We start from the raw sequence: 26,400 nt of genomic DNA, 5'->3' as shown, positions 1-26,400 counted from the left end.
TAAAAACTATTTACTTTTTTTCTTTTTTTTCTTTTTTGAATATGTTTTATTTTCTTCTTCTTCAATAACCTCACTTGTACTAGATTTATCCAATTTTGATGTTATAAATTGCTGTATTACTCCAAATACATTTTGTGCAGTCCAATATAAAGCAAGTCCGCTGGCAAAATTATAGAACATAAGCAGCATCATAAGCGGAAAGATAGTTGTCATCATTTTCATCTGAGCAGCAGCAGATCCGCCTCCTGCAGCTGAAGATGAAGGCTGAAGTTTCATACTCAAATAACTAGTTATTGCCATTACTATAGGAAATAAATTAAAATTGAATCCTCCTAATATTGGCATACCTGCCGGAAATACAAATAATTTATCCGGAGAAGATAAGTCTGTTATCCACAAAAAAGGCGTATTTCTAAGTTCAACCATAGACTGCATGAGATAGAAGAATGCTATTAATAATGGGAATGGAAGAAGCATAGGAAGACATCCGCCTAAGGGGTTAATCTTCTCTTTCTTATAAATAGCCATTATCTCAGCATTTAATTTATCAGGATTATCTTTGTATTGTTCCCTTATACGCTCTATTTTAGGATTAACAAGCTGCATTTTCTTCATAGATTTATAAGAGGCATTATTTAAAGGGAATGTTATTATTTTAAATAACAGTGTAAATAATAATATAGCCCAAGCATAATTTTTGGTAATATTATATAAAGCATTAAGCATAACATCTAATATATATGTTAAAGGTCTTAAATTAATACCTAAGAAAGATTCCTGAAATATAGATTCATAAGACTCTTCTAAATAATATTTTGAAAATATACTTCTTATTTTTGGTCCCATAAATACAGAATAAGTATCAGTTACCGAATCACCGCTTTTAATACTGTGTTTAGAAACTAAATTTGCCAAATGAAAATCATTTCTATATTCATTAGTTGAAGGTTTAGAAAAAGTCATAGTTTCAAAAACTGTATTATTAGACTGTGCAGGCGAAGAAATAATAGCAAAATACCTATTATTTAAAGCCACCCATTTATCCTGGCCTTCATATACACTGTATCTCATTTGATTAGTTTTTATTCCTCTTGAAGAAGAACCAAATAACCTTGAGAATATATTATCCTTTACTATATCTCCTGTTAATAGTATTTTAGATTTACCATTTCCTTTTATCAAATACTGTGCTTTAGTAGCATCTTCTCTTACAGCATTTTTATCTGTTCTGTAGGGACCTATACCTGTAGCTAAGAAATATGAATAGAATAAAGAGAGATCTTTCTCATCTATATTTTCTATGCTAACAGAGTTTTGCAGCTGATAAGGATCCTCTCCAAAAGCAAAAGTTTTTGTTATTTTCACTTTTGTATTATCAATAATAGCATTAGCCGAATATGAAACTTTATCAGTGCCTTCTTCTTCTAATTGATAATCCAAATTTTCAGGTATTGCTATGGAATTGGATAGATTTTGAAATGTTACGGTAAAAGGATAAATACCCTCATAAACCTGCTCCACCATATCAATAATTTCATTGGTAGCATCTGCTCCTAAATCCTGCGGATAATAATTTTTTAATTTATAAGAATACAAAGAACCATTTTTAAAAGTTGCTATAACATACTCATTTTCAAGTACTTTTTCATTATTATTAATTACTGTATTTGTATTTTCTATCTTTTCTATTTTCTGCATTTGATCAGTATTTAATAGAACATTTACAGAATCTGTATTATTGCTATTACCGACAGCATTTGAATTTGTGCCTACATTAGAGTTATAAACAGGCTTCATAGTTTTCGCCTGATAGAACATGTATAGAAACATTATTATAGCGGAAAGTCCAATAGCTATAACCATTCTTTTATTATTGCTCATAAAATGTTTAAGCTCCTTAAATCAATTATATACAAACAAGAATTCTTTAAGCAATTAAAAAAGGAAGATGGTCCAGCATATAAAAATACTATGGCACAGGATCATATATTTTTTTTGCTAGAGGGTTACATCTCAGTACTCTGGCAATTGCAAGAAAACTACCCTTTATAGGTCCATGCTTAATGACAGCCTGTTTAGCATATTCAGAACATGAAGGTATATATCTGCAGGAAGGTCTTAAATAAGGGGAAATAGCTTTCTGATACAAAAAAATCAAAAATAAAATAATATTTTTCATATATGTAAAACCTTCTGAAATAATTTTAATAAGTCTCTTTTATAATCATCAAATGAAGGCAGCTTATAATTATCAAACCTATTAACTATAATAAAATAATCATACCCAGCAGGAATTTTATCTTTTTGAGTTCTATATATTTCTCTAACAATCCTCTTAGCTCTATTTCTGCCTACGGAATTAGTTTTATTTCTTTTTATAGCTACAGCAAACCTAGAATAGGAGCGATTATTTTCTAACAAGAGCACAGTATATTTAGAATTATAAATTCTTTTAACACTGCGGCTATTATTGAAAAAAGCTGATATATCACTTCTGTGCTTTAAACGCTCTTTATTATATAATTTCAATTAGTATTTCCTGTAACTATTTTCCAATAAGTACTGCTTAATAATTGCCTGATATTTTACTCATCTGCTGCAGTTAAGCGATATCTGCCTTTTCTTCTTCTGCGTTTTAAGACATCTCGTCCATGTTTAGTTGCCATACGTTTAAAAAATCCGAATTTTCTAGCACGACGCAGCTTACTTGGCTGATAAGTTCGTTTCATATATGTCTCCTTAAAGATTATATTTCTTTATTAATCATTTTCACATAAAAAAAATTCATACAAATATACGGAAGTATTATACTATACGATTTTAGTTTTGTCAAGTACATAAACTTCTTTCAAAAAAACTACTATAATTTATAAATTTGATATTATATTATTTAATGATATAATAAATATTATGAAAAAGTATTTACTTGAGAATAAATTAGAAGACATTACTCCATTAATAGAAAATTTGTCTGCTGAAGTTAAAAAATACATACCAAATAATGAAATGGATTTATTTGCTGCTGCATTATATGAAGTGATTATGAATGCTATTGAGCATGGGAATCTTAATATCTTATATGAAACTAAAAAAAATTGGCTTAAAAAGAATGTTTACCATAAAAAATTAAAAGAACTTCTAAAAACTGATAAAGCTAAAAACACACATGTAGAAATAACATTGCAAATAGAAGATGATAATATTATTATTGCTGTTAAAGATCAGGGACTTGGATTTAAACCAAAACAGGAAGCAAAAAAAATAAATAATGACGGATTTGCCCGTGAAAGCGGAAGGGGAATTATGATGATTAAATCATATTTTGATGAAGTAAAATTCAATAAAAAAGGCAATGTCATAACATTAATAAAAATAATAAAAAAAGAGTAACTTTTTTACAAAATAAACTATTTATAAAATAAAAAAGCATATAATAATAACTATTATAATGCAATTTCATGCTGGTTTATTATTGATGCAACAAAATAATTTTTAAAGAGATTTAATTTATGCCTAATGATAAAAAAACAAAAAAAGTAAAAAATACAAAATATTTTCGTAAATCTCCGCCTATACACCTAGATACAGGATTTGTTAATTTAGAGAGGTTTATGGCTATAAATGAATATGATGATGGAACTTTTTCTAGGGAATATAACTGCGATATAATAAATAGAAAAGGAAGAGATGCGGTTATTATAGTTCCATACACTTATATAGACAATCAAATACAGGTTCTTATGATAAGCACTTTCAGACCGGTAGTTTATTATAGGGAGAAAGTGATGACAGGAAAAAACCCTGAAGAAATTGATGAATATATTATGAATTTCTTAGAGTTCCCTGCTGGCATGCTTGAGGAAGATGAAATCAATGAAAAGAATCCTAATCAGGGAATAAAAAAATGTGCTAAAAGAGAGCTTGAAGAAGAAACAGGATACAATGTAGATTTAAAAAAGATAAATGTATTAGGACATAGATATTATAGTTCTTCAGGCATTATTACAGAAAGAATTAATATTGCCACATGTGATATAACAGGATTAACTCCGGTAAAAGAAATTAAAACTGACGGTTCTGTTATGGAAGAAACTATAGAATCTTTTTTTGTACCATTTGATAAGGCTATGAGATGGTGCAAAGAAGGTGTAATAAAAAATGCAGGCACTGAAATAGGACTTCATAGACTTTATTTTTCAATATTATATGAACATCAAAAGAATCATAATTTAATACTTCAAAAAAGGCTTCAGTCCCTATTAAATGAAATAAATTCTCTAAAAAAAAGTGCTGAACATTACAATAGATTGATAAGAGAATTCAAAGCTACTGTTTCTCATGAATTAAGACATCCGTTTACAGAAATTATGGGATATATTAATCTTCTTAAAAAAAATAATATGCCAGAAGAAAAAAGAGAAGAGTTCTTTAATATAGTCTCAAGAAGCATTAAAAAACTTTATGATACTAATAACAATCTTATACAAATAGCATTGAAAGATGATGAAAGTTCAAAATATGTATCAGAATTTAATATTGAAGAAGAACTTAATATTATTATAGAAGGCTATAAATTTATTTACCCAAAAAATATTAATATAGATATAAATGTAGAAAAAAACTGCATAACATTAATAGGATATCAAGGAAGATTCAGACTTATTATGGAAGGAATAATATCAAATGCCTTCAAATTTACAAAATCCGGAACTATATCTATAAATGTAAGAACTTTAGATACTATAGAAAAAAAAGAGCTTGATTTTTCGCCTGACTTATTTAATTATCATACTATGAAAAATATAATACCAAATGAAATTGAGATAATAGTAAAGGATACAGGAAAGGGAATAAAACCAAGCAAATTAAAAAAAGTATTCATACCATTTTATCAGGCTGATTCAAGATTTGAAAGAGAGTACGGCGGAATGGGAATTGGATTATCCGTTGTAAAAGATTTGCTTGATACTATGCAGGGAACTATAAATATAGACAGCTCAGAAGGTGCTGGTACAATAGTAAAACTAAGAATACCTTTTGGCATTCCTAGCGGAAATTAGATTATATAATACTAAATTTATAATCTAATTACATACCCCGCCCTTTTAATTTTTTAATCTGATAAGAAATATAAATTTACATTTCTTTATTATCTTATTAAAAAATATAGCACCCGCCCAAGCTAATTTTAAAAAATTATTACAATCAACGCACGATAAGCTAAACTAAAAATATTAATGATATTGAAATTCAAATTTAATTATAATAAAAAGTGCCGTTCACCGTGCGTTAGTTTGAAATTTTATAACTAGATTAATCAATTTCTGTTTTTAATTATCACTATCTTTCTTCCGCTGTCTTCAAAATAAAAATCATCTGTATATAAAGAAATGAGAAATATCCCTCTTCCGCTGTCTTTATAAATATTATCCTGAGATTCTGTAAGTTCTATCATAGCCGAAATATAATCAAATCCTTCGCCTTCGTCTTCTATTATAATTTCTATTTTCTCATCATCTATATTAATACTTAGATATACATTTTTATCATGATTATTTTTATTTCCATGGATTATGGCATTAGTAAGGGCTTCTTCAAATGCTATCTGCAGTGCATCACATTGTTCTATGCCGTTTGAATGAAGCATATCCAAAAAATCTTTAGAAATTTTGGGTATTAATGATTTATCGCTTTGTATTCTTTTCATAAATAATATTTTTTCTGTTCGCTTGGGACAATCCTTAACATACATATTCATAATCAATTTCCGCTTGTTCTTATTATTATCAGTTTATTATCCAATTACTCTATAGTATAGTAAAATAAAATATGGATTTCAAGAATTTTCATGGCATATTTTAAAAATATTACTATTAATAATATTTTTTTAATAAATCTATTGACAATAATTATAATTTGAATACAATTTATATAAATTTTATATTTAATTTCAATTTTATATAAAGGACTTTTTATGAAATATATGAATCTTTACAGAGGATATGAAAAAAGAAAAGAAGCTATTGACAAAAGAATATCTTCTATCATAGAGAGAAGTCAGTTTGTATTCGGAGAAGAATTAGATACTTTAGAGAAAGAATTAGCAAATTATACAGGGGCAAAATATGCTGTAGGAGTTTCATCTGGGCATGTTGGTTTGGTTCTTGCTCTTTTAGCATTGGGATTTAATGCAGGGGAAGATCATTCTCAAAAAGAGGTAATAGTACCTGCTATGACATTCTTTTCTACTGCTGAAGCTCCTTCATTTTTAGGTATGAAAGTAAGGGTATGCGATATTGATGAATATTTTAATATGGATGTAAAAAAATTAGAAAGTTTAATAAACAAAAATACAGCAGCTATTATACCTGTAAATTTATTCGGTCAATGTGCTGATTATGATGTTATACTTGATATTGCTAAAAAGAATAATATTTTTGTAATAGAAGATGCCTGTCAGTCATTTGGAGCAAGCTACAAAAATATAAAATCATGCTCTGGAAAATTAGGCGATATTGCTGTAACATCATTTTTCCCAGCTAAGCCTTTGGGCTGTTTCGGAGACGGCGGAATGGTATTTACTGATAATGAAGAGTTATATAAAAATCTCAAACAGCTTCGTCATCATGGCGATGAAGGCGGTATGATACATGTTAAATTGGGTACTACAGGAAGACTTGATAATTTGCAGGCTGGAATTTTACTTGAGAAATTTAAGGGCTTTGAAGAGGATATGACATATAGAAGAAATGCTGCTAAATATTATAATGAACAGCTAAAAGGTATTGTAAAAGTACCTGAAATAGCAGAATATACTCAAAGTGTTCATGCACAGTATGTTATACAGGTAGAAAAGAACAGAGATGAAGTAAGAACAAAATTAAGTGAATTAGGAGTTCCTACTGCACTTTACTATCCGCACCCTATACATTTAGCCCCTATTTTAGTAAAAAAATTAGGATACAAAGAAGGTGATATGCCTGTATCTGAATATGCTTCCAAACATAATATAGCTTTGCCTATAGATAATGATATTCTTAAAGAGGAGCAGGATATAGTTATAGAGGCTATAAAAAAAGTAGTTGGTAAATAAATCATAATTATATAAAAGCAGGTGCTTAGGCACTTGCTTTTTTATTTTAAATCTAAATAAATAATAAAATTCAGTTTTAATTTTTATAATATCATGATTTTAATAAATTAATTTATATACTAATATATATAAATATAAATTTGACAAATAGAAGAATGTTTTATATCATATTTAATATGAGGAGAAAATATGAATAATCTTAATAAATTAATAGACCATACTATTTTAAGACCTGATGCCACAATAGATGATGTAAGAAAACTATGCATAGAAGCAAAAGAATACGGATTTTATTCTGTATGCGTAAATTCAGCTTATGTAAATGTAGCTTATAATTTTCTTCTGCATTCAGATGTAAAAGTATGTTCAGTGGTAGGCTTTCCTTTGGGAGCTATGATGAAAGAAGCTAAAGCCTATGAAACAAAAGTTGCTGTAGACAGCGGAGCCGATGAAATAGATATGGTTATCAATGTAGGCTTTCTAAAGAGTAAAAAAATAGATCTTTTTGAAAGAGATATAAAAAAAGTAAGAGATGCATGCCATGCCAGCATATTAAAAGTAATAATAGAAACTTGTCTTTTAACAGATGAAGAAAAAGTATTAGCATGTAAAATAGCTAAGGAATGCGGTGCCGATTTTGTTAAAACTTCTACAGGTTTTTCTACAGGAGGGGCAACAGAACATGATGTAAAACTTATGCGTGAAGCTGTAGGCAAAGAAATGGGCGTTAAAGCTTCAGGAGGCATAAAAACTTATGAAGATGCTTTAAAAATGATTGAAGCAGGAGCTAGCAGACTCGGAACAAGCAGCGGTATAGCTATAATAAAAGCTCAAAAATCTTGAAATGAGGTAATTTTATGGAGCCAAAAGACCCTAAAGCTTTCTATGATGAAGAGGCATTTAAAAATAATCTTCTTGAATACCATATAAAATTAAAAAAAGGGGATGCTGCAAGATATGTACTTCTTCCCGGAGATCCTAAAAGAGTGGGATATATTGCCAATTTTTTAGATAATCCCGAATTAAAAGCTGATTATAGAGAATATGTAACAGTAACAGGTAAATATAAAGGAGTAGATATTTCTGTAACTTCCACAGGTATAGGAGGTCCTTCCGCTTCAATAGCTATGGAAGAACTTATTAAAGTAGGTGCTGATACATTTATAAGGGTTGGTACTGCAGGCGGACTTAGCCTCAAAGTAAAGCCCAATGATTTAGCAATAGCTCAGGCTGCAATCAAAGACGAAGGTACTACAAAAGAATATATACCCTTTGAATACCCTGCTATTGCAAATACTGATGTTATGTTCGCATTGAGAGATGCCGCTAAAAAAATAAATGCTAATTATCATATAGGTATTGTGCATAGTAAAGACTGCTTCTATGGTGAATTAGAGCCAGAGAATTCTTTTTTCAGAGAAAAGTTTGAAAATAATCTTAAATACTATACATTATGTGGAGCTATAGCTTCAGAAATGGAATGTGCTGCTCTTTTTGCATGTGCTTCTTTAAGAAAAGTAAGAGCAGGAGGAATAATGCATATAGTAGAAAATACTATGATAGAAAGAATGGGTACTCATTTAGAATATAATGATAATATAGAAAATATGATATTAACTGCATTAGAGGCGGTAGTGCTGTTACATGAAAAAGACAAAAAAGCTGAAAGCAATAACTAAAGAGGTAATTAAATATGTTTCCAAAAGCCTATTATCAGGAAAATGAAAACCTAGTTCATCATTTAAAATTAAAGAAAGGTGATGTAGGAAAATATATCATTATGCCGGGAGATCCTAAAAGATGCGTAAAAATAGCTAAAAGATTTGACAATGCCAAATTAATAGCTGATTACAGGGAATATGCCACTTACACAGGATATATAAACGGGGTTAAAGTTTCTGCTGTTTCGCATGGTATAGGAGGTCCTTCCACTGCTATAGCTTTAGAAGAACTTATCAAAATAGGAGCAGATACTTTCATTCGTGTTGGTACATGCGGCGGTATGAATATGGAGGTTTTGCCGGGTGATGTTGTTATAGTTAATGGTGCTGTAAAAGGCGGCGGCACAATGGATAATTATATACCTAAAGAATTCCCTTGCGTACCTAACATAGATGTTCTTGAAGCTATGATTGAGGGTGCTGATAAAATAAAAACAAGAACGCATGTAGGTGTTATACAATGCAAAGATGCTTTTTATGCTCAGCATGCTCCTGAAAGTATGGCTGTTGACAAGGAATTATTATATAAGTGGGATAGTTATATTAAAGCAGGATGTTTGGCTTCAGAAATGGAATCTGCTACATTATTTGCAGTAGGGGCGGCTAAGAATGTACGAACCGGAGCTGCTATGCTTGTTTTACATAATCAAGAAAGAATAAAAAATAATATTAATGATCCCAAAAATTATACAGGAGAAGAAGCCATAGATTTAATAATAGAATCTATTAAAATTTTAATAGACAAAGATAAAAAATAATAACAAAAAAAATAAATAATAAAAAATAATTTTAGGAAGGAATTATGATTAAAAAAATAGTGTTATGTGTTTTATTTATCATTTCTTTATTTGTATTCTCATGCTCTAAAAGTGCAAATAAAGATACAAATAGCTTTGAAATAGCTGTACTTATAGATTTAGGTCCTATAGATGATAAATCTTTTAATCAGGGATCTTGGGAAGGCGTAAAGGATTATGCTGAAAATCATGGTATAAGCTATAAATATTATAGAGTTCCTGACAAAGATATAGATTCTTATTTAAACACTATAGACCTTGCAGTTAAAGGCGGTGCTAAATTAATAGTAACTCCGGGATATCAGTTTGAACCTGCTATATACAAAGCACAGGATATTTATACAAATGTACATTTTATATTAATAGACGGAGAGCCGCAGGACGGAACTTATACAGATTATAAAACATCGCCTAATACAGTTGCAATTCTTTATTCTGAAGAGGAAGCCGGATTTTTGGCAGGTTATGCTATAGTAAAAGAAGGATATACTAATTTAGGATTTATGGGAGGTGTTGCTCACCCTGCGGTAGTTAGATTCGGATACGGATTTGTACAGGGTGCTGATTATGCTGCTGTTGAATCAAAGCTGCCTAAAGATGCTGTTAATATCAAATATACTTATGTAGGTAATTATGATCCTACTCCGGAAAATCAAACTTTAGCTACTTCTTGGTATAAAAGCGGCGTACAAGTAATATTTGCTGCTGCAGGTGCCGCAGGAAATTCTGTCATGAGTGCTGCTGAAAATAATAATGGCCTAGTTATTGGTGTTGATGTTGATCAGAGTTTTGAATCTCCTTCTGTTATTACTTCTGCTATGAAATTAATAAGAGAGTCTGTTTATAATGCTGTTGCTTCTTATTATAATGGGAATTTCAGCGGAGGAAAAACTACAATATTAGGAGCTCAGGTTAAAGGTGTAGGGCTTCCTATGGATACTTCTAAATTTAAAGTTTTTACAGAAGATGATTATAATATCATATATGATTCTCTTGTAAAAAAGACCATTAAAGTATTAAAAGATACTGATGCAAAAAGCATAGAAAATTTACCTTTGAATTTAGTAAAAATTAATTATATTAATTAAATTCTATATACTAGGAAATTAATATGAAAAAGATTTTCAGTTTAATAATAATTATCATCTCTTTTATATTTATTGTTTCATGCTCCAAAGGTAATACATCTGGCAAATATGAAATAGCTTTAATTACAGAAGGATCAATAGATGACAAATCATTTAATCAAGGAGCTTGGGAAGGCTTAACTCAATATGCTAAAGAAAATGGAATAACATATAAATATTATCAGCCTGCTCAAAAAACTACAGAAGGATATATTGATTCTATAGATTTAGCAGTATCTACAGGTGCTGAATTAGTAATAACTCCTAATTATTTATTTGAAACTGCAATTTATAAAGCACAGGATATTTATACAAATGTACATTTCATATTAATAGATGGTACTCCTCAAGACGGAACTTATACTGATTTTAGAATAGAGAAAAATGTTTATTCTGTGCTTTATGCTGAAGAGCAGGCAGGATTTCTAGCAGGTTATGCTATAGTAAAAGAAGGCTATACTAATTTAGGCGTTATTGGCGGCATGGCAGTTCCTCCTGTTATAAGATTTGGTTACGGATTTGTACAGGGTGCTGATTATGCTGCTAAAGAAATGAATATGCCTGCAGGAAGCATAAAAATAAACTATACTTATGTAGGAAACTTCAATGCTGCTCCTGAAAATCAGACTTTAGCTACTTCTTGGATAAAATTAATATATAATTATTAGTATAAAAAATATTTAGATATTATATTGATATAAAAAGAAGTTAAATGTCTTGAAGTAAAAGCATTGAATATACCGCCCACCCCAAATTTTTATTATTAGATTAGCATTGTTATTTATAAGCCTCTATATGTATAGTAGGCTCTATATTTAATTTTTTTCTTATTTCATTTTCAAAAATACTTACATTATTATGAGCTTCAAAAACTGTCATGTCTTTTGGGAAACGCATATGAAAAGTGATTTCGCTATGATCTCCGTAAGTATGTATATGAAAATGATGCAAATTAGCAGCGTCATCGTTAATATTTAGTTCTTTAGCTATATCATTGATACTTTTAATAATATCTTCTGAAGGATACTCCCCTATTAGAGGTTTTACACTAGATTTAATAACATCAAAAGCAGCGTAAAATATTACAAGAGAAACTAATATACTTAATACACCATCTATCCACCAGAAACTTTTTCCGAATAAAATACCTACTAATATAATTATAGAAGTAATACTATCGCTTCTATGATGCCAAGCGTCTGCATATAATGATTTAGATCCAGACTTTCTATATCCCCATAAAGAATACTGAGCCAAAAGTTCTTTAACCAAAATAGAAACCACCATAGCTACTATTGCCATCGTAGTGAATGAAGCTGTTTTTTTATTCATAATATTTTTTATAGCCTCAGAGAAAAAACTATAACCAATAAACACAAGCATAATACCAACTATAAAACTAGTTATAAGCTCTATTCTTCCATGTCCAAATGGGTGTTCCTTATCGGGCGGTCTTTTAGAAAATATTCCTCCTATTATAACTATAACACTGCTTATACAATCGCTCAATGAATGCCAAGCATCTGCCATAATAGATAAAGAACCTGTTAAAAGTCCTACTATATACTTAAAAGCAAATAATAATATGTTTATAATAACAGATACCACACCCTCTATTATCATATATTTTGATTTTTTTTCATTACTAACATGATTCATTTTATGACCCCAAATTTAATTTTTTTAATCTTTTAAGGATAAAGAATTTAATATAAAATGTCAATTACATAAATATAAATTGTTGTTTACAGATTAGAATATTTTAACTTTATATAAAAATATTATAACTTATATATGATAAGTCAAAATAAAATTAATAACTTGATAAAAGTTAATTTTTTTGTTAATATAGTTTTATATGGTTTACATAATTAAAAATTAAATAAAAAATATACATAAAAAAGGAGAACAAATAATATGTCAAATATAGCATTTTTATTTCCTGGTCAAGGTTCGCAATGTGCAGGTATGGGAAAATCTTTGTATGATAATGTTGCTGAGTCTAAAGCAATATTCGATAAGGCAGCAAATATATTAGATGATGTAGATATAAAAGCATTATGTTTTGAAGGAACAGAAGATGATCTTAAAAAAACAGAAAATACCCAGCCTGCTTTGGTTACAGTAGGCATTGCAGTTTATGAAGCATTAAAAGCAAAAGGAGTTAAAGGAGACCTATTTGCAGGTCATAGTTTAGGAGAAATTACTGCACTTTCTGCCGCAGGATACATATCATTTGAAGATGCTGTAAAAATAGCAAGAACAAGAGGTCTTCTAATGGCTAAAGCTGGTGCTGATGCTCCTTACGGAATGGCTGCTGTGCTTGGATTAAGTTATGATGATGTTGCTAAATGTATGCCAGAAAACAAAGAGGTTGTTGCTGCTAATTATAATTTAAAAGATCAAATAGTTATATCTGGTTTATTAAGTGCAATTGAAGCTGTTACTCCTAAACTTCAGGAGGCTGGTGCTAAAAGAGTATTGCCATTAAAAGTATCCGGTGCTTTCCACTCTCCATTTATGAAACCTGCTGCTGACAGCTTAAAAGAGTTTTTAGAAAAAATAGAATTTCATAAAAATGATAATAAAGTTTTATCTAATGTTACAGCTGAAGTTCATGAATTCGATTCTATAAAAGAAAATCTATACAAACAAATGTTCTCTACTGTAAGATGGTATGAAAGCATGCTTAATATTCAAAAACAAGGTATTACAAAAGTATTTGAATGCGGACCTGGTAAAGTTTTAGTTGGTATGAGTAAAAAAATTACTCCAGATATTGAATCTGTTTGTGTGTTTGATATAGATTCTCTAAACGCTGCTTGTAATTAATATAAAATAATAATATAAAGGCAGGATTTATAATTATTTCCTGTCTTTCATTTTGCAGAAAATTTTTAAAATAAAAAAGGACATATAAAATAAACTATATGCCCTTTAATTTTATACTATATTTAAATTAATATTATTATATTACCAAATTATAGTTTACCAACCAAATCAATACCTGGTTTTAAAGTTTTAGCACCTGGTTTCCATTTAGCAGGACAAACTTCGCCGCCATGTTCAGCTACATATTGCGCAGCTTGTACTTTACGCAATAATTCATTAGCATCTCTACCGATTCCCATATCATGTACTTCATAAGCTTTAATTTGACCTTCTGGGTTTACAATGAAACTTCCGCGTAAATCTTGACCAACTTCATCTACAAATACTTCAAAGAATCTTCCTAATACTCCTGTTGGATCTCCAAGCATAGTGTATTTAAGATTAGCTATAGTTTTTGTAGCATCTGCCCAAGCTTTATGTACAAAGTGAGTATCTGCTGATACAGAATAAACTTCACAATTAATTTTCTTTAATTCATCATATACACTATTTAAATCTTCTAATTCTGTAGGACATACAAATGTAAAGTCAGCTGGATAGAAGAAAAATACACTCCATTTACCTAATACATCTTTTGTTTCAACAGTTTTGAACTCTCCGTTTTGATAAGCTTCAACTTTAAAATCAATAAGTTTTCTATTAATTAAACTCATATTATAACTCCTTTTATTTATGTTTGTATCATCTAACAATACATTAAATAATAGTTTTTGTCAAGTAAAAAAATATCTATTTAGTAAAAATTACTAAAAAATATATTTTTTATTTAATATTTTTATAACTGTAATATTCAGTAACAAAAATATTATATATAATTTTTAGTTTTAAGCTGCAAGATAACATTGTCTGTAAAAATTTTTATATATTCAAAATTTGTAGCAATATTTAATCTTATAAAACCTTTATAATCTTTAGAAAACCATTCTCCGAAATCAACTGCTATCTTACAATCATCTTGTATAAACTCTTTTATTCTGTCAGCATTGACAACCTTTCTTAAATCTATAAACATTAAATATGTACCTTCTAAAGGACTTATTATTATATCAGGTACTTTTTCATTTAATTCATTTTTAATATATTCATAATTTCTTTTTAGAGTTTTTAAAAGTCCGTCAAGCCAATCTTCTCCGTATTTATAAGCAGCTTCAGCAGCAACCATGCCAAGCAAACTTAGCTCAGTTCTATTTACAGTACGAACATATTTATTATATATATTTCTCATATCATCATTAGGTATAATTACATGAGAATTCAAAAGACAGGCTAAATTAAAAGTTTTTGATGCTGAAGTTAATACTATCAATTTATCCATATACTTGTCTTTATTTTTTATAGAAAGTGCAGATATAAAAGGACGAACTCCTAAGTTTATATCCTGATGTATCTCATCTGAAATTATATATACATTATGTTTTTTGCATATATCAAAAGTTTTATCTATTTCTTCATCAGTCCATACTCTTCCAACAGGATTATGAGGATTACAGAATATCATCATTTTCACATTATTTTTTACAATGTCATTTTCCAATCTTTCAAAATCTATTGTAAAAATACCATTATCATTTTTCAATCCGCATTCAATTAAATTTCTACCATTATCTTTAACAGCATTATGAAAAGGATAATAAACAGGTGTAAGTATAATAATAGAATCTCCTTTTTGAGTAAAAGCATTCACAAGCCAATATATAGAAGTTACAACCCCTGTAGAAAAACTTATCCATTCTTTTTTTAACTCTATATTATATCTTCTTTTCTGCCAATTAAAAAATGCCTCAAAATAACTATCCCACAAAATAGTATACCCAAAAACTCCATGCATAATTCTTTTATTTAATGCATCTATTACTTCATTAGGTGCTTTAAACTCCATATCAGCAACCCACATAGGAATCAATCCGTCAGCATTGAATCTTCTATCTTTTTTGGTTTCCCATTTATTAGCATTTGTACCTTCTCTGCTTACCAAATATTCATAATTAAATTTTTCTATTGTCATAAAATAATCCTAAATATATATAAATGTAACATTATTTTTAATTTTTTAAATTTATATTTTATAAAGAAATAGGCTGCATATAAAATACACAGCCTATCAAAATAAATTCTTCAAAAGAAATCATTTATTGTTTTATATTACCAGAAGAATTATTATTTTTGCTCATTGAATCCATACCGGATATACTATAACGCATTTCAGTATCAGCCATAACATTTTTCATATTATAATAATCCAATACACCAATATTTCCTTTTTTAAGAGCCTCAGCAATAGCAAGCGGAAGCTGAGATTCAGCTTCAACAACTTTAGCTTTCATCTCCTCAACCTGAGCACGCATCTCCTGTTCACGAGCTATAGCCATAACCCTTCTCTCTTCAGCTTTAGCCTGAGCAATTTTCTTGTCAGCCTCAGCTTGGTCAATCTGTAAGAAAGCCCCAATATTACTTCCAACATCAACATCTGCAATATCAATAGAAAGTATCTCAAAAGCGGTACCGGAATCAAGCCCCTTAGCAAGTACAACCTGAGATATTCTGTCCGGATTTTCTAAAACTTCTTTATGAGAAGCAGAACTGCCTATAGTAGTAACTATCCCCTCTCCTACTCTGGCAATAATAGTTTCCTCTCCGGCACCTCCAACAAGACGGTTAATATTAGTTCTAACAGTAACTCTCGCAGTGGCTTTAACCTGTATACCATCTTTAGCAACGGCAGCAATCAAAGGTGTAGCTATAACTCTAGGAGAAACAGAAGTTCTTATAGCATCAACTAAATCTCTTCCAGCCAAGTCTATAGCAGCAGCCCTCTCAAAGTTCAAATCCAAAGACGCCTTATCAGCAGCTATCAAAGCATCAGCAACAGCAGTAGGATTGCCCCCTGCTAAATAATGTGCCTCAAGCTCATTTGTTCCTATCTTTAAGCCTGCCTTCCATAACTTTATTTGATTCAATACTATAAGCGAAGGATTAACTCTTCTAAGACGCATAGTAATCAATGTTATCATATTTATTCTTACACCGGAAAACAAAGCAGTAATCCAAAGCCCCATAGGGAAAAAATGCAAGAAGATAAATAAAAGTATCAGTATTACTACAATACCGACAAACATAGGAATAATTGGAATATAACCAAAATCAAACATATATAAACCTCCTAAAATAATCAATTATGTACATAGGTTCCTATATTTTCACCGGAAATAGCTTTTGTGATATTACCGGCTTTATTCATATTAAATACTCTTATAGGCATATCATTATCATTAGCCATAGCAAAAGCTGTCATATCCATAACTCTTAAATTCTGATTAATAGCTTCTTTAAAAGTTATATCATTATACATTTTTGCATCTTCATTCTTTTTAGGATCTTTATCATAAACTCCATCAACATTAGTACCTTTTAATACTATAGAAGCACCTATCTCTAAAGCTCTAAGTATAGCTGTACTGTCAGTTGTAAAATAAGGATTAGAGGTACCGCCTGCTATGATTAATACATTACCGCGTTCTAATATACGAATAGCCTTATCTCTCTCAAACCCCTCTATCATTCCTTCTATATTAAAAGCTGATAATATTTGAGTATGAGTTCCTGCAGCCATAAATCTGTCTTTTAAAGCAATGGCATTCATAATAGTAGCAAGCATACCCATAGAATCAGCGGTGGCTCTTACCATACCTGTTTTATCAGATAACTGCATACCTCTGAAAATATTTCCTCCCCCTACAACTACAGCTATTTCTGTATCATTTCCAGCCTCTTTCATCTCTAATGCTATTCTATCAACAACATTATTATCTATACCGTATTCTTTTTGACCAAGTAAAGCTTCTCCTGATATCTTGAGCAATACTCTTTTTTTCATTATTGACCTCTTTTATAAAGTTAATTTTCTGAATTATACTATCTTTTTATATATATATCAAGATTTAATATTTGATAGAATATTAAATATTTTTTAAGTATCATAAATCTAACGATTAATCATTATATTGAACTTTTTATAACTAAGACTATAAAATATAAATACTTAATATTTAAGTATAATGCAAAACTAATACAATATTTTTTATCACTATTTTATAAATATATTATTCATTCATGAGCGAATCTTTTTAAAACTTCATGGCTAAGCCTATAAGAAGTCCAATCTGACATCTGAATCGCATTGAGTGATAAATAAAAATCAATACTAGATTTATTCCAATCCAAACACTGCCAATCAAGTCTTTCGCATCCTCTTTCAACTGCAATTTTTGCAACCTCTTTCAAAAGTCTTTTTCCATATCCCAATCCCCTATAATCAGGTGTAATATATAAATCTTCTAAATATATTCCAGCCTTTCCCAAAAAGGTAGAAAAATTATGAAAAAATAATGCATATCCTATTTCAATATTATTTTCTAAGGCTATTAAAACTTCGCATTTCTTTTTTTCAAATATCCACTCTTTAAGTATATCCTCAGTTGCAGTAACCTCATGCTCTAATTTTTCATAACAGGCAAGTTCTTTTATAAATTTTAATATTACACCAACATCTTCACTAACAGCAAATCTAATATCAAATTTCTTATCACTCATTTATAAACCTTTTATATTATTTTAAATTATTAGGATTCAAACATTTAAGACTGTCAATAACAAATAATCCGTCTTTTCTTATCAATTTATCATCAAAATAAATTTCACCGCCTCCGTATTTTTTAGTCTGTATACATACTAAATCCCAATGCACTTTAGAACTATTTCCATTAGGAGCTTCATCATAACAAGCACCCGGAGTAAAATGGAAACTTCCCATAATTTTCTCATCAAATAATATATCTTTCATAGGCTCTGTAATATAAGGATTAACTCCTATAGCAAACTCGCCTATATATCTTGAACCGCTGTCAGTGTCTAATATATTATTTATTCTCTTAGTATCATTACAAGAGGCATTAATTATTTTTCCATTTTTAAACTCAAATTTAATATTTTCATAAGTAAATCCGTCGCTGTATAAAGAAGGTGTATTATAAGATAAAATACCATTAACAGAATTTTTTACAGGGGCAGTAAATACTTCTCCGTCAGGGATATTAAGCTCACCGGCACATTTTATGGCAGGTATATCTTTTATAGAGAAAGTTAAATCAGTATCTTTTCCAACTATTCTAACTTTGTCAGTTTTATTCATAAGTTTTACTAAATTATCCATAGCTTCAGACATCTTAGAATAATCCAAATTGCAAACCTTAAAATAAAAATCTTCAAATTCATCTGTACTCATAGAAGCCTGCTGTGCCATAGCTGATGTAGGATAATTCATAACAACCCATTTAGTATTTTTCACTCTCTCTTTCATGTGTACCGGATCAAGATAAAACTTTTCATATATAGCATGATTTTCCATTTTTACAGAAGAGTTTTCTGAACTATTTAATCCGCCCCATATACCAACATACGCATCCATCTCCTTCATAAGCATCAAATCAGATTTTGCCCAAGTTTTCATCTGCTCTTCATTACATTGCTTCAATAATTCTCTAAGTATATGAGGATCATGATTCCAAACAAAAGGACTTGCTCCTATTTTATAAACTTCTTTTATAATGGCATTTACTAAACTTCTTTCTTCACCTTCTCCATAAGATTTTATAAGTATTTTTTCACCTTTTTTTAATTTGCATGAATAATTAACTATAGTTTTTGCTAATTTTTCTATTCTCGCATCTTTCATTTTTTATTTCCTCAATTTAATAATTATTTGTTTTATATCAATAATTTTATATAATAAAAAATAATAATCAATATATAAATGATGAAATACTATAGAAAAAATATTATTTAAATATATAATTTATAAAAAATAAACTTGGATTATAAAATGAAAAATAGTATATTATTTATGTTGTTTATAATTATATTAAGCTCTTCAGTATATGCTGAAAATAATGCAAAAGATGTTGAAGGCTTCTGGGCTATGCCTGAAAAACCAAGAGGAAGAATGAAAGTAGCCAAAATAATAGTTATTGATAATAAAGTATATGCTTACGGCATAGCATTGCATGATGATGTAAAAAGTACATTGGATATACATAATCCGGATAAATCATTGAGAGATAAGGATTTAAAAGGATTAATATTTATATATGATATAGTATTCAAAGATGGTGAGTGGCATACAGGAAGAATATATCATACAGATCAAGGAAGCATATACTATGCCAAAATAAGTTTATCAGAAGATAAAAAAACATTATTTCTGAAAGCATCATTGGATAAAAAAGGCATAGTAGGAGCTACAGTAGAATGGACTAGGCTCTCTAAAGAAGAGTCCAATAAATATACAGATATTCCTGTAAATAAATTAAGAACTATAGAAGGCAAAGGAATATGAGCATCAATTACTTTCTTCTACAATTTCTGCTTTGCTAAAATTATATATACCGAATATATCATAAATAACATTAGTTAATTTTCTATTTTGCATTACAGTTCCGGAATAATAATATATTGGAATAATAGCCATGTCATTCATAGCAATGCTTTCAGCCTCATGAAAATACATACTTCTATCTGAATCATTTTCGGCAAAAGAGGCATCTAATAAAGCTTTATCAAATAGCGTATTACTATATCTTCCCTCATTCAATACATATCCTGTTTTTACCAAAGATAGAAATGCAGCAGGGCTATTATATCCTCCAATCCAGCCCTGTCTTGCCATATCAAAGTTTCCATCTCTTCTAGTTTGCAAAAGTACAGCCCATTCCTCCTGTCTTATAACCATATTTATATTTAATGCTTCTTTTAACATAGCTTGTATGCTTTCTGCAATAGTAATATGAAAACCGGGATTTGTTATGAATTCAAATACAGGGAAATTTTCTCCATTAGGATAACCCGCATCTGCAAGTAATGCCCTAGCCTCCTCTACATTCTTTTGATAATCTTCACTTTTTGTAGAAAAATATCCTTCTTTTTTATATCTAAAATCATTTGTACTATCAACATCTTTTATATTATAAGGAACAATAGCAGCAGCAGGTTTTTCTCCTCCTTTCATAATATTATTCACTATATATTCCCTATCTATAGCTAAAGAAATAGCCTTCCTCACTCTAACATCATTAAAAGGCTCTTTTCTATTATCAACTTCGTAAAAATAAAGTGATATATTAGGTACTGCTCTTGCAATACCTTCTTTTAAAAGCATCTCTCTATCATTTATAGGCGTATTATGATAAAAATATATTTCCTCATTTATTATCGCAGACATTGCAGTATTATCATTATCTATAAACTCAAAATTAATAATATCAGGCTTAATCTCTTTATAATTCCAATAGTCTGTATTTTTACGAACTACTAATCTTGCATTATGATCCCAGCGAACTATTTGAAAAGCTCCGTTTCCAACCATAGTATTAACATCTAAAGTCCAGCCGTCCTCATTTTGACTAACGATATCTTCACGCAAAGGTGTATATGCAGTATGTGCTGCCATCTCCAGAAAATAAGGGACAGGATATTCTAATTCTACATATAAAGTTTTATCATCTAATGCTTTAACGCCCAATGTTTCTTTATCTTTTTTACCCATCATTATATCGCCTGCATTTTTTATAACATCCAAAAGTATTGAATATGAAGCTCCGTTTTTAGGGGCAACTATTCTCTTCCAAGCATATACAAAATCATTAGCCTTTAAATCAACTCCATCAGACCATTTGGCATTGCTTCTAATATTAAAAATATATATTGTATTGTTATTAGATGATGTCCAGCTTTCGGCAGCTCCTGGTATAATATTATTATTTTCATCTCTTATAGTTAAATTTTCAAATAAATGTGTTGTATATATCATAGCATCTACTGCTGAATTGATTGTAGGATCTATTGTCTGAGGCTCAGGACCTACAGAAACGGTTATTTCATTTAAAATATTTTTTGGCTCTTTATGGCATGATAAAATAAAAATAACATACAATAAACAAAATAATTTAACTAATATATTCTTTTTCATAAATAATATTCCTAATATAAACTAATAATTATAGTATCGAAAAAAAATATAATTAACTAATTAAAATATTTTAATTTTAGATAGTTTCATATATTAATACTTTTTCATTATCTATAATAATCTTAAAACTATCATCTATAGCATTATAATCAATAATATCAGCAGAATAAATTAAATCACTTTCTTCAAAATCATCTTTTATTCTTGATATCTCATTTAATGATAATTTGATATTAATATCTATAACTATATCAATATCTGAGAATTTTTTATTTGTTCCTTTTACTCTTGAACCAAATAAATATGCTTTTCCATATTTTATATGTTTTTTTAGAATATCTTTGATAATTTGAATTTCATTTTCAGTTAAGCTAATCATTCATTGTTTTCCTCTAAATGTTTCAAAAGGGATTTGGCATAAGATAAAAATTCTATTGCTTCTTTAATTACTTCTTCAGAAACTTCATTTGAATAAATATGAGAAGTAGAATTTCTTGCATCTTTAAATCTTATCCATTTTTCAACATCATCTATAAGTAAATGCTTAGCTGCCAATCTGAATAATTCTTTTTTAGTTATGCCGCTAGTTATATCAGGATTTATATTCTCATTGAGCCATCTTTGTATAAATTTCCAACTTTGTTCAAAAGCTATTTCAAAGTTATGTGTTAAACCAGCTCTTATTGTAAGTATTAAATCTTCATCATCTGTTTTGATTCTATCATATACATTGATTGATTTTTCTAATGCGGCTATAGATTTTTTCAGACTATCTAAATTTAATATCATAAAAAACTTTAAAAATAGGGTATCTTTCAAAAGAAAAGATACCCTATCGATTTTAATATTTATTTTTATATATAAAATTATTTCAATGCTATATTGTAAGTATCCATAGCTATAGCTTTTTCTTCATCAGTAGCTATAACATAAAGTTTAATAGGAGCACCGTCTTTTTCAAAACTAGCACATCCTCTGGCTTTAGAATTTTTATCAGCATCGCATTTAATACCAAGCTCATCTAAACCTTCAAGTATTCTTCCTCTAATAGATGCACTATTCTCACCTATACCGCCTGTAAATACAATACCATCAAGATGACCAAGGGCAGCCATATAAGCCCCTATATATTTTTTTACTCTGTAGCAGAACATTTTTATAGCAAGTTCAGCTTTTTTATTAGTTTTAGAAGCCTCATCTAAATTTCTCATATCATTGCTAAGACATGAAACTCCTAAAAGTCCGCTTTTTTTATTTAAAATATTATCCATTTCTTTTGGAGATAAATTTTCTTTAGCCATAACAAAAGTAGGAACAGCAGGATCCATATCACCAGACCTAGTACCCATTACCAAACCTTCCAAAGGAGTCAAACCCATACTAGTATCAATAGATTCTCCATTTTTTATAGCAGTTACGCTAGCACCATTTCCTAAATGGCAAACTATAACATTAGCATTAGGTTTATTTTCTGCCTTACAGAACTCTCCGTAAACATATTTATGAGAAGTACCATGGAAACCATAACGGCGTATTTTATATTTATCATACCATTCATAAGGAACAGCGTACATATAAGCATAATCAGGTATTGTTTGATGGAAACTAGTATCAAATACACCTACCATTTTTACATCTTTTAATATTTCTTTACAAGCAGCTATACCCTGCAAACCAGCTGGGTTATGTAAAGGAGCTATATCGCAGCAAGCCTCCATAGCTTTTACAGCTTCATCAGTGATTAATGTACTTTTGTTGAATTCTTCACCGCCATGAACAACCCTATGACCTACAGCAGATATTTCATTCATATTAGATATAACACCAAATTCTTTGTCTGTTAAAAGAGAAAAAATTAAAGACATACCAGCTTTATGGTCAGCAACTTTTTGTTCTATTTTTTTTTCTTTTCCTTTTTCTACAGCTGTGTGTTTTAATGCACTTATCTCTTCGCCGATTTTTTCCAAAAGTCCTTTAGCTAAAACTTTTGCTTCAGGCATAGCGAATAATTGATATTTAATACTTGAACTTCCTGAATTGATTACCAATACATTCATAAAATGACTCCATAGTTTTGATTATTTTATTTTATAATTATACCATACTCCGTATATTTATCAATGAATTTTTATTTTATTATCAATAAATAAAGGCTTTAAATATTTAAACATATTTAAAGCCTAAAAACTGTATTTATTATTTATTTATTCTTGCTTTTCTACCCACATAATAGTATATCTGTCAAATGATTTACTTCTATCTGCAAGCCATATAGTATCTTTCTTTACTTTAGCTTTTACAGTAATATTTTGTCCTACATACTTAGCATATTCATCAAAAAATTTTTTATCAAAATAATAATCTCGCTCTTCTGTAGTTATAACTATCTCAGGAAATATTGCTGTACCTACCATTCTAATAGTACCCGTAATCTCCTCTTTCTTAGCAAAAAGCATAAAGAAAAAAACCAGCATAAAAATATAAGAATATTTTATGATGTTTTTATAAATTCTTTTCATTAGTCCTCCTTATTCATAAATTAATATTCTTTAATTTTTCCATCTTTACCAAATAATATATGTCTTTCTTTAGGTATATAAGGAATATCATTTACTGTTTCATACATTTTTGATGCCTGTACTGATGATGCTTTAGGAGTTGTAATATTTATAGGAGTTGGGCTATTTCCAATATAAGTATCATTATTTAAAGCCAATTCTAAAGAGCTTGATAGCTTTCTAGTTAATAAATTACCAGACTGAGTCAAACTTCCATTATAAACTACTACTGCCCCTGGATATAAATTAATATTATCATTTTCTTTTTGTTCTTTTATTTCTGCTCCTGTAACTTCTCCATTATATATTCCTTCAACCCATTTAAATAATAAATCATCCCAACTAGATGCCCCTATAAAACTTACATTATTTAAAACTCTATTATAATCTTCAGCTGATGAATATTTTGCTATATTTTGAAATACAGAAGGGTTATTATTATTTCTTTGATAAAGCCAATTCATAAATACTGAAACTGATGGATAATTAGCAAATATATTAAGAGGAAGATTCCAAGTATAGAAACAATAATAACCATTCATTCTATTAAATTCATTTATTCTTGAACTAACTGTAATTGGGCTGAATAATATAGAAGTAGATTCTGAAAGAGCTTCATTAAGCCAAGTAGATATTTCTTTTCCATTTTCTATATAATTAACATTAAAATTAATTAAATGCTGAAATTCATGCTGTATAGTTCCAGCCATATACTCAGGATTTTCATTAACTATTTTTATATCCATATATAATATCTCAGCATTATTATTTTGATTCAATAATAAATCATTTCCATAAAAATAACCAGTAATAACAGTACCTGAATAACTAGCATTCAATTCTAATAGCAAAATTATAATTTTACCATTCTTATCAACATCTGTATGTTCTCCATATATTCTAACTTCTTCAGCATAATTATTATTAAATACATTAGCTATATAATCCACACTTTCCTTATTATATCCTGAGCCATCTTGTAAATATATAATTAATTTATCATATTCTGCTATTTTATTAAAATTATAACGTTTATTTCCTCTCTCCTTATAATCAGCATAAAAAGATGCATTTCCCATACTTCCGTCAGGATATATCAATGAATTGTCATAATTGTCATAATTGTCATAATTCACCCCTAAAAAATCTGATGCTTTTTGACAAGAAGATAATAAAGAAAATAAAAACAGCATAAAAAATATTTTCTTCATAAAAGTATCTATTCTCCAATTTATATTTTATAAAAAGTAATTTATTATATTAAATAAAAAAAGTCAATAATTAAAACATATCATATTCACATAAAAAATAATATTATTTTTTTATTTATTTTCTTTTATTTTTTACGAAATCATTATAAAATTAGATTTAAAATTATATAATTTTAAAACTTTTTGGAGATTAAAAATGAAAAGGTTAAGTTTAATAATAATATTTATATTTTTATCAGCTTTAATACTTAGTGCAAATACAATAGAAGACGAAGTATTAAGATTAATAAATTTAGAGAGAAGCAAAGAAGCTCTTCCGCCTCTTCCTAATAATCAAAGACTTCATTCTTTGGCATTATATCATGCTGATAATATGGCAAAAAATAAATTCTTTAGTAATACAGATTTAGACGGTTTAGATTCAAAAGCAAGACAAGTCAAATTATATCCTGAAATGGTTGGAAATATAAGTGAAAATATGCATAAACTAGATGTTATACCATTTACTGATAAAAAAGCAGCGGAAAGCATTGTTAAAGATCTTATGAAAACTCCTGACAGTAAAAAGAATATATTAAGTAAAGATTATAATGCAATAGGAGTTGGTGCTGTAAAAAGAGGCGTTGGTGTTTATACTACAGTAACATTTGCTAATATAGTTGCTGAATCTGTAGATTTCTCACCTACCGCTAAATACGGAGATGAAATAACTGCAAAATATAGAATATTAAATGGTGCTGCATTTACTGATTTTAAATTAGCTGTAGAGATGGCAGATCCTGAAGCTAGAATCACAGGAGATGACGGAAAGACATATATAGGAAAAGTAATATACGATGTTAAAGATATGGGAAATTCTATATTAGGAAGAACTTTCAAAGCTGAATACGGACAAGGAGATTATAAAATTTCTATTCTTTACAAAGGTCAGCATTTCTTAAGCAATGTTAGAACTATAAAGGTTGAATAATAGTTAGTGAT

Annotated in this window: 28 protein-coding genes and 1 pseudogene; 11 read left to right on the top strand and 18 right to left on the bottom strand. The window is 29.0% G+C overall.

Features of this window, described 5'->3' with window-relative positions:
* Window positions 1-6: 6 nt before the first annotated feature.
* From yidC to rpmH, 4 genes are all read right to left on the bottom strand, one after another.
* Window positions 7-1,881, bottom strand: a complete 1,875-nt coding sequence (gene yidC, locus BFL38_RS13585; protein ID WP_069727545.1) for a membrane protein insertase YidC — start codon at window positions 1,879-1,881, stop codon at window positions 7-9.
* Window positions 1,882-1,969: 88 nt separating this feature from the next.
* On the bottom strand, window positions 1,970-2,179 hold the full coding sequence (gene yidD, locus BFL38_RS13580; RefSeq protein ID WP_069727544.1) for a membrane protein insertion efficiency factor YidD: 210 nt from the start codon (window positions 2,177-2,179) through the stop codon (window positions 1,970-1,972).
* Window positions 2,176-2,529: a ribonuclease P protein component gene (rnpA, locus tag BFL38_RS13575; protein WP_069727543.1), complete on the bottom strand. Its 354-nt coding sequence runs from the start codon at window positions 2,527-2,529 to the stop codon at window positions 2,176-2,178. Before rnpA ends, yidD begins: the two co-directional genes overlap by 4 nt.
* 56 nt (window positions 2,530-2,585) lie before the next feature.
* Entirely contained in the window at window positions 2,586-2,729 is a 144-nt protein-coding gene (rpmH, locus tag BFL38_RS13570) for a 50S ribosomal protein L34 (RefSeq protein WP_008723263.1), read from the bottom strand.
* A gap of 181 nt (window positions 2,730-2,910) precedes the next feature.
* On the opposite strand from rpmH, the gene BFL38_RS13565 reads away from it, so the two are divergent.
* Entirely contained in the window at window positions 2,911-3,390 is a 480-nt protein-coding gene (locus BFL38_RS13565) for an ATP-binding protein (RefSeq protein ID WP_069727542.1), read from the top strand.
* 119 nt (window positions 3,391-3,509) lie between these two features.
* Window positions 3,510-5,060 (top strand): ATP-binding protein, encoded by a 1,551-nt coding sequence (locus BFL38_RS13560; protein WP_069727541.1) that lies wholly within the window; start codon window positions 3,510-3,512, stop codon window positions 5,058-5,060.
* Window positions 5,061-5,317: 257 nt separating this feature from the next.
* Here the strand turns inward: BFL38_RS13560 and BFL38_RS13555 are convergent, their stop codons facing one another.
* Complete coding sequence (locus BFL38_RS13555) at window positions 5,318-5,758, bottom strand: ATP-binding protein (protein ID WP_069727540.1); 441 nt, start codon at window positions 5,756-5,758, stop codon at window positions 5,318-5,320.
* Window positions 5,759-5,974: 216 nt separating this feature from the next.
* Here BFL38_RS13555 and BFL38_RS13550 point away from each other — a divergent pair, with 216 nt between their 5' ends.
* The 6 genes and pseudogenes from BFL38_RS13550 to BFL38_RS13525 form a co-directional block, all read left to right on the top strand.
* Complete coding sequence (locus tag BFL38_RS13550; RefSeq protein WP_069727539.1) at window positions 5,975-7,093, top strand: DegT/DnrJ/EryC1/StrS family aminotransferase; 1,119 nt, start codon at window positions 5,975-5,977, stop codon at window positions 7,091-7,093.
* Between the two features lie 189 nt (window positions 7,094-7,282).
* The gene (gene deoC, locus BFL38_RS13545; protein WP_008727549.1) at window positions 7,283-7,936 is read left to right on the top strand and encodes a deoxyribose-phosphate aldolase; all 654 of its coding nucleotides are present in this window, start codon (window positions 7,283-7,285) and stop codon (window positions 7,934-7,936) included.
* A 14-nt stretch (window positions 7,937-7,950) separates the two neighbouring features.
* The gene (locus tag BFL38_RS13540; RefSeq protein ID WP_069727538.1) at window positions 7,951-8,772 is read left to right on the top strand and encodes a nucleoside phosphorylase; all 822 of its coding nucleotides are present in this window, start codon (window positions 7,951-7,953) and stop codon (window positions 8,770-8,772) included.
* A gap of 14 nt (window positions 8,773-8,786) precedes the next feature.
* Window positions 8,787-9,572, top strand: coding sequence for a nucleoside phosphorylase (locus BFL38_RS13535; protein ID WP_069727537.1), 786 nt, complete (start codon window positions 8,787-8,789; stop codon window positions 9,570-9,572).
* Between the two features lie 44 nt (window positions 9,573-9,616).
* Window positions 9,617-10,699, top strand: coding sequence for a BMP family lipoprotein (locus BFL38_RS13530; RefSeq protein WP_069727536.1), 1,083 nt, complete (start codon window positions 9,617-9,619; stop codon window positions 10,697-10,699).
* 23 nt (window positions 10,700-10,722) lie between these two features.
* A pseudogene (locus BFL38_RS13525) lies at window positions 10,723-11,382 on the top strand (BMP family lipoprotein); the annotation flags it as partial.
* 133 nt (window positions 11,383-11,515) lie between these two features.
* On the opposite strand, the gene BFL38_RS13520 reads toward BFL38_RS13525, so the two are convergent.
* The gene (locus BFL38_RS13520; protein ID WP_069727535.1) at window positions 11,516-12,397 is read right to left on the bottom strand and encodes a cation diffusion facilitator family transporter; all 882 of its coding nucleotides are present in this window, start codon (window positions 12,395-12,397) and stop codon (window positions 11,516-11,518) included.
* Window positions 12,398-12,655: 258 nt separating this feature from the next.
* Between BFL38_RS13520 and fabD the strand changes: the two genes are divergently transcribed.
* Complete coding sequence (gene fabD, locus BFL38_RS13515) at window positions 12,656-13,570, top strand: ACP S-malonyltransferase (protein WP_069727534.1); 915 nt, start codon at window positions 12,656-12,658, stop codon at window positions 13,568-13,570.
* 149 nt (window positions 13,571-13,719) lie between these two features.
* On the opposite strand, the gene ahpC is transcribed toward fabD, so the two are convergent.
* From ahpC to BFL38_RS13485, 6 genes are all read right to left on the bottom strand, one after another.
* Window positions 13,720-14,283 (bottom strand): alkyl hydroperoxide reductase subunit C, encoded by a 564-nt coding sequence (ahpC, locus tag BFL38_RS13510; protein WP_008724839.1) that lies wholly within the window; start codon window positions 14,281-14,283, stop codon window positions 13,720-13,722.
* A 152-nt stretch (window positions 14,284-14,435) separates the two neighbouring features.
* The gene (locus BFL38_RS13505) at window positions 14,436-15,635 is read right to left on the bottom strand and encodes a MalY/PatB family protein (RefSeq protein ID WP_069727533.1); all 1,200 of its coding nucleotides are present in this window, start codon (window positions 15,633-15,635) and stop codon (window positions 14,436-14,438) included.
* A 124-nt stretch (window positions 15,636-15,759) separates the two neighbouring features.
* The gene (gene floA / locus BFL38_RS13500; RefSeq protein WP_069727532.1) at window positions 15,760-16,779 is read right to left on the bottom strand and encodes a flotillin-like protein FloA; all 1,020 of its coding nucleotides are present in this window, start codon (window positions 16,777-16,779) and stop codon (window positions 15,760-15,762) included.
* Between the two features lie 20 nt (window positions 16,780-16,799).
* Window positions 16,800-17,504 carry a UMP kinase gene (gene pyrH, locus BFL38_RS13495; RefSeq protein WP_069727531.1) on the bottom strand — a complete coding sequence of 235 codons (705 nt, stop codon included), beginning with the start codon at window positions 17,502-17,504 and terminating at the stop codon, window positions 16,800-16,802.
* A gap of 230 nt (window positions 17,505-17,734) precedes the next feature.
* Complete coding sequence (locus tag BFL38_RS13490) at window positions 17,735-18,220, bottom strand: GNAT family N-acetyltransferase (RefSeq protein ID WP_069727530.1); 486 nt, start codon at window positions 18,218-18,220, stop codon at window positions 17,735-17,737.
* 16 nt (window positions 18,221-18,236) lie between these two features.
* Window positions 18,237-19,361 (bottom strand): aminopeptidase, encoded by a 1,125-nt coding sequence (locus BFL38_RS13485; RefSeq protein ID WP_069727529.1) that lies wholly within the window; start codon window positions 19,359-19,361, stop codon window positions 18,237-18,239.
* Window positions 19,362-19,508: 147 nt separating this feature from the next.
* Here BFL38_RS13485 and BFL38_RS13480 point away from each other — a divergent pair, with 147 nt between their 5' ends.
* Window positions 19,509-20,021, top strand: a complete 513-nt coding sequence (locus tag BFL38_RS13480) for a DUF2147 domain-containing protein (RefSeq protein WP_069727528.1) — start codon at window positions 19,509-19,511, stop codon at window positions 20,019-20,021.
* Between the two features lie 3 nt (window positions 20,022-20,024).
* Here BFL38_RS13480 and BFL38_RS13475 read toward each other — a convergent pair whose 3' ends face one another.
* The 6 genes from BFL38_RS13475 to BFL38_RS13450 all read right to left on the bottom strand — a co-directional run bounded on the left by BFL38_RS13475 (window position 20,025) and on the right by BFL38_RS13450 (window position 25,419).
* A complete protein-coding gene (locus BFL38_RS13475; RefSeq protein WP_069727527.1) occupies window positions 20,025-21,650 on the bottom strand; it encodes a peptide ABC transporter substrate-binding protein in 1,626 nt (541 codons plus the stop codon).
* 76 nt (window positions 21,651-21,726) lie between these two features.
* On the bottom strand, window positions 21,727-22,029 hold the full coding sequence (locus BFL38_RS13470) for a nucleotidyltransferase domain-containing protein (RefSeq protein ID WP_069727526.1): 303 nt from the start codon (window positions 22,027-22,029) through the stop codon (window positions 21,727-21,729).
* Window positions 22,026-22,439 (bottom strand): HI0074 family nucleotidyltransferase substrate-binding subunit, encoded by a 414-nt coding sequence (locus BFL38_RS13465; protein ID WP_256097277.1) that lies wholly within the window; start codon window positions 22,437-22,439, stop codon window positions 22,026-22,028. The genes BFL38_RS13470 and BFL38_RS13465 overlap by 4 nt, the downstream gene beginning before the upstream one ends.
* A gap of 77 nt (window positions 22,440-22,516) precedes the next feature.
* Entirely contained in the window at window positions 22,517-23,707 is a 1,191-nt protein-coding gene (locus BFL38_RS13460) for an acetate/propionate family kinase (RefSeq protein WP_069727524.1), read from the bottom strand.
* A 147-nt stretch (window positions 23,708-23,854) separates the two neighbouring features.
* Window positions 23,855-24,169 carry a hypothetical protein gene (locus BFL38_RS13455; protein ID WP_069727523.1) on the bottom strand — a complete coding sequence of 105 codons (315 nt, stop codon included), beginning with the start codon at window positions 24,167-24,169 and terminating at the stop codon, window positions 23,855-23,857.
* A gap of 20 nt (window positions 24,170-24,189) precedes the next feature.
* Window positions 24,190-25,419: a peptidase M30 gene (locus BFL38_RS13450; protein ID WP_069727522.1), complete on the bottom strand. Its 1,230-nt coding sequence runs from the start codon at window positions 25,417-25,419 to the stop codon at window positions 24,190-24,192.
* 196 nt (window positions 25,420-25,615) lie between these two features.
* On the opposite strand from BFL38_RS13450, the gene BFL38_RS13445 reads away from it, so the two are divergent.
* Window positions 25,616-26,389, top strand: coding sequence for a CAP domain-containing protein (locus tag BFL38_RS13445; protein ID WP_069727521.1), 774 nt, complete (start codon window positions 25,616-25,618; stop codon window positions 26,387-26,389).
* Window positions 26,390-26,400: the final 11 nt, after the last annotated feature.

This window comes from Brachyspira hampsonii, from assembly GCF_001746205.1.
GTDB lineage: Bacteria > Spirochaetota > Brachyspiria > Brachyspirales > Brachyspiraceae > Brachyspira > Brachyspira hampsonii_B.
The sequence above is the reverse complement of the archived record's forward strand: the minus strand, read 5'-3'. Positions and strand labels throughout refer to the sequence as shown.

Bases quoted from the DNA above. Each gene is read 5' to 3' on its own strand.
- yidC (WP_069727545.1), bottom strand. From the start codon at position 1,881: ATGAGCAATAATAAAAGAATGGTTATAGCTATTGGACTTTCCGCTATA.
- yidD (WP_069727544.1), bottom strand. From the start codon at position 2,179: ATGAAAAATATTATTTTATTTTTGATTTTTTTGTATCAGAAAGCTATT.
- rpmH (WP_008723263.1), bottom strand. From the start codon at position 2,729: ATGAAACGAACTTATCAGCCAAGTAAGCTGCGTCGTGCTAGAAAATTC.
- BFL38_RS13565 (WP_069727542.1), top strand. From the start codon at position 2,911: ATGAAAAAGTATTTACTTGAGAATAAATTAGAAGACATTACTCCATTA.
- BFL38_RS13560 (WP_069727541.1), top strand. From the start codon at position 3,510: ATGCCTAATGATAAAAAAACAAAAAAAGTAAAAAATACAAAATATTTT.
- BFL38_RS13555 (WP_069727540.1), bottom strand. From the start codon at position 5,758: ATGAATATGTATGTTAAGGATTGTCCCAAGCGAACAGAAAAAATATTA.
- BFL38_RS13550 (WP_069727539.1), top strand. From the start codon at position 5,975: ATGAAATATATGAATCTTTACAGAGGATATGAAAAAAGAAAAGAAGCT.
- deoC (WP_008727549.1), top strand. From the start codon at position 7,283: ATGAATAATCTTAATAAATTAATAGACCATACTATTTTAAGACCTGAT.
- BFL38_RS13540 (WP_069727538.1), top strand. From the start codon at position 7,951: ATGGAGCCAAAAGACCCTAAAGCTTTCTATGATGAAGAGGCATTTAAA.
- BFL38_RS13535 (WP_069727537.1), top strand. From the start codon at position 8,787: ATGTTTCCAAAAGCCTATTATCAGGAAAATGAAAACCTAGTTCATCAT.
- BFL38_RS13530 (WP_069727536.1), top strand. From the start codon at position 9,617: ATGATTAAAAAAATAGTGTTATGTGTTTTATTTATCATTTCTTTATTT.
- BFL38_RS13520 (WP_069727535.1), bottom strand. From the start codon at position 12,397: ATGAATCATGTTAGTAATGAAAAAAAATCAAAATATATGATAATAGAG.
- fabD (WP_069727534.1), top strand. From the start codon at position 12,656: ATGTCAAATATAGCATTTTTATTTCCTGGTCAAGGTTCGCAATGTGCA.
- ahpC (WP_008724839.1), bottom strand. From the start codon at position 14,283: ATGAGTTTAATTAATAGAAAACTTATTGATTTTAAAGTTGAAGCTTAT.
- BFL38_RS13505 (WP_069727533.1), bottom strand. From the start codon at position 15,635: ATGACAATAGAAAAATTTAATTATGAATATTTGGTAAGCAGAGAAGGT.
- floA (WP_069727532.1), bottom strand. From the start codon at position 16,779: ATGTTTGATTTTGGTTATATTCCAATTATTCCTATGTTTGTCGGTATT.
- pyrH (WP_069727531.1), bottom strand. From the start codon at position 17,504: ATGAAAAAAAGAGTATTGCTCAAGATATCAGGAGAAGCTTTACTTGGT.
- BFL38_RS13490 (WP_069727530.1), bottom strand. From the start codon at position 18,220: ATGAGTGATAAGAAATTTGATATTAGATTTGCTGTTAGTGAAGATGTT.
- BFL38_RS13485 (WP_069727529.1), bottom strand. From the start codon at position 19,361: ATGAAAGATGCGAGAATAGAAAAATTAGCAAAAACTATAGTTAATTAT.
- BFL38_RS13480 (WP_069727528.1), top strand. From the start codon at position 19,509: ATGAAAAATAGTATATTATTTATGTTGTTTATAATTATATTAAGCTCT.
- BFL38_RS13475 (WP_069727527.1), bottom strand. From the start codon at position 21,650: ATGAAAAAGAATATATTAGTTAAATTATTTTGTTTATTGTATGTTATT.
- BFL38_RS13470 (WP_069727526.1), bottom strand. From the start codon at position 22,029: ATGATTAGCTTAACTGAAAATGAAATTCAAATTATCAAAGATATTCTA.
- BFL38_RS13465 (WP_256097277.1), bottom strand. From the start codon at position 22,439: ATGATATTAAATTTAGATAGTCTGAAAAAATCTATAGCCGCATTAGAA.
- BFL38_RS13460 (WP_069727524.1), bottom strand. From the start codon at position 23,707: ATGAATGTATTGGTAATCAATTCAGGAAGTTCAAGTATTAAATATCAA.
- BFL38_RS13455 (WP_069727523.1), bottom strand. From the start codon at position 24,169: ATGAAAAGAATTTATAAAAACATCATAAAATATTCTTATATTTTTATG.
- BFL38_RS13450 (WP_069727522.1), bottom strand. From the start codon at position 25,419: ATGAAGAAAATATTTTTTATGCTGTTTTTATTTTCTTTATTATCTTCT.
- BFL38_RS13445 (WP_069727521.1), top strand. From the start codon at position 25,616: ATGAAAAGGTTAAGTTTAATAATAATATTTATATTTTTATCAGCTTTA.